We start from the raw sequence: 4939 nt of genomic DNA, 5'->3' as shown, positions 1-4939 counted from the left end.
GGCTTGGGCCTGGAGGGCGGCGGGCTGGTCGGCCGCTGGGTGCCTGGCGGACTGGACGGTTCTCCCGGGGCGGAACCCGTCGGTGTAGGCGAAGGCGTCGGATCCGGGCTTGGAGCGTCAGGTCGCCAGGTGACATGCACCTGTTTCCTTCCCGGCATGAACGTGATGGTGCTTTCTCCACGGGAGCTCGGCTGGCGCGATACGTGCACGCGTACGGTCACGCTTTGACCGGCCTTCAGATGTCCCGACATGGGATCGGCTCGCAGAGGTGCACGGCTGTTCGCCTGCCAGGACACCGGGCCGCCTTCCGCTCGCAGCTCTACGGAACCGTCCGCGCCTCCTGCCAGATCCAGGTAGAGCGGGGAGAGCACCAGCGCGTTCTTAGCCCGGGAACCCGTCGATTCGTCCGCAGAGTTGGACGGCACCGACGATGCCGGCAGGGCCGTCGGCGGTGCCGACGAGGCCCGCGAGCCCAAGGGGAACGTGGCCGACACAGGAGCGATGTCCAGGTGGGCCCCAGCATCCGGGTGGTCCGCGGACGGTCGTCCTAGGCCCGGCTCCAGCGAAGTGCCAGGAAACGCGGTCGGGCGCGGACCGGCGACGACGCCCGTGTCGCGTCGCCCTGCGCCGAACAGTCCGTAGATGGAAGCGACCCCGCCCCCGGCAAGAAGGGCTATCGCCGTGAGCACCAGGACGACGCGAGCGGCATGCGCGCCAAGGCCGCTCGACTGGGGGTCGCCTTTCCCGGACAGAGGAACCTTCGGCCGGAAGTCCGTCCTGCGGAAGCGACGAAGCCAGAGAAGCCCTCTCGGGCCCGATGCCTTCAGCGACCTCGCCGGCTGCCTGGACTGGACGGGGAACCCATCGGCGGTGAACTCCGCGACCCGGGTGGCGACGAAGAGTCTGTAGCCGACGAGCTCCGGGTCCATGAAGCAGCTCATGACCCGGAGCCGCAGTTCCGCCCCAAGGTCGGCGTCCGGCAGCAGCCCGTACACCTTGGCGGCCGACACCGTGCGCGGACGGAATGCTCCGCAGGCGGGGCAGTCGTCTGCGTGCCTCATCAGCCGGCCGTTCAGGTCATGGTTGAACTCGCCGCGCCGTTCTCGCAGAAGCCGGGCACGTTGGGAGCAACCGTACGGCCCCTGGTGCGCGAGTATCTCGGCGATCAGTGCCTCTTCCAGCTCGGCGTGCGCGCTTTCAAGCGCTGCCTGGGCATCCTTCAGCGGCACGTCGAACACTGCGGCGAGGTCGGGAACGGACAGCTGGTGCCGGACCCTTAGCTCCAGAATCTCCCGCGACATGGGCCGCAGCGCCAGAACCGCCTGCCAGGCCATGATGCGCTGGTCGACGTCCTCCTGGTCGTGGCTGGCCACCGGCACGTCCGGTGCCTGGTCCCTTGACGGCATTCGCCGCGCGCACTCCAGCCTTGCGATGGCGTAGAGCCACGGCCCGAACCGGTCCGGGTCGCGCAGCTTGCCGATGTGCGCCTCGGCCACGATGAACGTGTCGCGCAACGCCACCTGTGCGGCGTCCCTGCAACGCAGCTGGAACCAGCAGTAGGCGTAGAGGCGGTCGGCATGGGCGTCGTACACCGCGGCAGGGGCGTCGGCGTCTCGCTCACGCAGAGCCTCGACCAGGAGATGGTCGTCCATGTCACAGAAGGTAAGGGCTAACGCCGGTATTCACCGGTCAATTCAAGAGATCAATTACTGACACCGAACTTTATTCCCCCGCTTCGCTCCACCTTTTCCGAAGTGTCGCAGAAGCGGAGTTCATGGCGCTTTGCCCTAACTTATGCACACACGGCCGATCATTGGACGACCAGGCTGTTATGCCGGAGAGAGACGGCACTACTACACAGAGCGAAGGGTACAGAAAATACACACTCACCCCGAAACGACTTGACTCTCCTGCAATTGCTCGCAAGATGCTCTGCCCTTTGGGGCGGCAACTCTCATTCCCGCAGCCGGGCGCTCATGCGTCCGCGACAACACCTGCCCCACAGAGCGACACAGCGCGCACCGCCTTTTGAAGTCGATCTTGAACTTTGCTTGACACTGTAATCATGACAGTGTCATCATCGGACGCATGGACGGCATCTGGACGATCACCGAGCTGGCGGAGCACGCCGCCGCGGCCCTTGCCGCGGACGGGTCCGCGCAGGTCAGCGGCCGGGTGCGCGATCTGCCCAACGAGCGGCTGATCCGCTGGTACACCACGATCGGCCTGATCGACCCGCCTCTCGGCCGCCGCGGCCGCACCGCGCTGTACGGGCCGCGCCATCTCCTCCAACTGGTCGCGGTGAAACGCCGTCAGGCCATCGGCCGCTCGATCGCCGAGATCCAGGTCGAACTCGCCGCCGCCACCGACGCGACCCTCGAACGAATCGCCGCTCTCCCGTCCCGGCCGACCCCGACCTCCGTGCATGCCCCGCACGCGGTGGCCGCCTCGCCGGACGGCCGCCCGGCCGATCCCCCGGGCACCGCCATCACCGGTGCAGCGGACCTCGCCCCTACAGGGGAGCAGGGCCCCACCGCGGAGCCCGACCTCGCCGCCCCCGCTCGCCGGTCCGCCGGTTTCACCACCGCTTCGGCAGGCTCTCCAAGCGCAGAAGCTGCAACACCCAGCAACTCCACGGATGAGCCGACGAACCACACCGCCGCCTCTGAAAGCCCAGCAGACCGAGAGGGGACGACCGGCCAGCACGAGAAAACCTCCGGCAGGACCTTCTGGAACACGCGTCCCGACGTGTCGTACAGACCCGCGACCGTAGCCGACGACTACGGCGCACCTCTTCCACCGGTCGTCCAGGGGATCCGGCTCGCGTCCGGCGTCACCCTCGTCCTGGACGTCTCCGTCCTGAACGGCGATGACCTCGCCGCCATCGAGAACGCCGCGCGGCCACTGCTCGAGATGCTGCACCGGCGCGGTCTTCTCGTCCCCGCAGAAACCCCCGCGTCTCCGTCCGCCGATCCTTCCCGGAGGTCCCAGTGACCGTGCGCATACTGCCGTTGCCCGAGACCGCGCCACCGGAGCCCGAGCACGGGCTGGGCGCGCTCACCACCGACAAGGGCAACCTGCCGCTCGACTCCGTCGACGTGCACGCGTCGATCAACGGGCTCGCCGCCGGCATCGAGGTCGTCCAAGGTTTCCGCAACCCGCACGACATGCCGCTGGAGGCCACCTACGTCTTCCCGCTGCCCGACCGCGGCGCCGTCACCGCCATGCGGATGGAGGCCGCCGACCGGGTCATCGAAGGGACCCTGAAGGAGCGCGGCCAGGCCCGGCAGGACTACGACACCGCGATCGCCGCGGGTCAGCGCGCCGCCATCGCGGAGGAAGACCGTCCGGACGTCTTCACCATGCGGGTCGGCAACATCCTGCCGGGCGAACGCGTGACGATCACGCTCGCACTCAACCAGCCATTGCCACACGAGTCGGCGTCCAGCGCGACGTTCCGCTTCCCGCTGGTCGTCGCGCCCCGCTACATCCCCGGAGCGCCGTTGGAGGGCGAGCGGGCCGGGTCCGGAGTCGCCGACGACACCGACGCCGTGCCGGACGCCTCCCGAATCAGCCCGCCCGTCCTGCTGCCGGGCTTCCCCAACCCGGTCCGGCTGGGCATCACCGTCGACATCGACCCCGCAGGGCTGCCGCTGACACAGATCCGCTCGGCGTTGCACGTGGTGGCCGAAGAGAGCGATGCCGGACGCACCACGGTGCGGTTGCAACCGGGCGAACGCCTCGACCGCGACTTCATCCTCCGGCTCGACTTCGCCACCCACGAAAGCGCGGCCCTCGCCCTGATCCCGGACGAAACCGGCGAAGAGGGAACGTTCAGCCTCACCGTGCTCCCCTCGGGAAAGAACCGGCCGAGCCCTCGCGACGTCGTGCTCGTCCTCGACCGTTCCGGCAGCATGCAGGGCTGGAAGATGGTCGCCGCCCGCCGCGCCGCCGCCCGCATCGTCGACACGCTCCGCACCGAGGACCGGTTCGCTGTCCTGTCCTTCGACACCGTCATCGAACGCTTCCGCGACCTCGGCACCGGCCTGGTGGACGGCACCGACCGCAACCGGTTCCGCGCGGTCGAACACCTGTCGGCACTGAGCGCGCGCGGCGGCACCGAGATGCTGGCGCCGCTCGACGAGGGTTGCCGCCTCCTCGGCGACTCCGCCCGGGACCGGGTGCTCGTTCTCATCACCGACGGCCAGGTCGGCAACGAAGACCAGCTCCTCGCCCACCTCGAACCCCGGCTGTCGGGCGTCCGCGTCCACGCCGTCGGCATCGACCAGGCGGTCAACGCGGGCTTCCTGAACCGTCTCGCCGCCATCGGCCAGGGGCGGTGCGAGCTGGTCGAGTCCGAAGACGGCCTGGACGAGGCGATGGAGCACATCCATCACCGGATCGCCGCGCCGCTGGCGACCGGGCTCTCGCTCCACCCCGACGGCCTGGAGATCATCCCCGACTCCGTGGCGCCGCGCCGGCTGGGCGCGCTCTTCCCTGATGTGCCGATGGTGATCGCGGGACGTTACCGCGGCGCCGCCTCAGGCTCGCTGACCGTCCGCGGCACCGCGCCCGGCGGCAGGGCCTGGGAGCAGCGCGCCACGGGCGCCGTCACCAAGAACCCGGCCGTCACATCCATCTGGGCCCGCGCGCATCTGCGCGACCTAGAAGACCGCTACACGGCTCGCGGCCCCGGCGACCTGGAGCAACGCATCGTGGACACGTCGCTCCGCTTCGGTGTCCTGTGCCGTTTCACCGCGTTCGTGGCGGTCGACAGCCGGGTGGCCACCGATGGTGGCACCCCGCACCAGGTCGTCCAGCCAGTGGAGATGCCCCGAGGCTGGGCGGCGCCGGCAGCCCCACCGAGGATGGTGGGGGCCGCCGCCTTCTCGGCCGAGGCCTTCGACAGGCTCCCGCCAGGCGCCCCCGGCCCCATCCC

Annotated in this window: 3 protein-coding genes; 2 read left to right on the top strand and 1 reads right to left on the bottom strand. The window is 69.6% G+C overall.

What is annotated here, in order from left to right:
* The coding region (locus E1264_RS40115; RefSeq protein ID WP_132182402.1) for a sigma-70 family RNA polymerase sigma factor at nucleotides 1-1652 on the bottom strand (1652 nt) is incomplete at its 3' end.
* Nucleotides 1653-2088: 436 nt separating this feature from the next.
* Between E1264_RS40115 and E1264_RS45755 the strand changes: the two genes are divergently transcribed.
* Nucleotides 2089-2994: a MerR family transcriptional regulator gene (locus E1264_RS45755; protein WP_243711464.1), complete on the top strand. Its 906-nt coding sequence runs from the start codon at nucleotides 2089-2091 to the stop codon at nucleotides 2992-2994.
* Nucleotides 2991-4939: VIT domain-containing protein (locus E1264_RS40105; RefSeq protein ID WP_132182400.1), on the top strand; the 1949-nt coding region annotated here is incomplete at its 3' end. The genes E1264_RS45755 and E1264_RS40105, both read left to right, overlap by 4 nt.

Origin of the sequence: Actinomadura sp. KC216 (assembly GCF_004348535.1) — a bacterium.
Classification (GTDB): domain Bacteria; phylum Actinomycetota; class Actinomycetes; order Streptosporangiales; family Streptosporangiaceae; genus Spirillospora.
The sequence above is the reverse complement of the archived record's forward strand: the minus strand, read 5'-3'. Positions and strand labels throughout refer to the sequence as shown.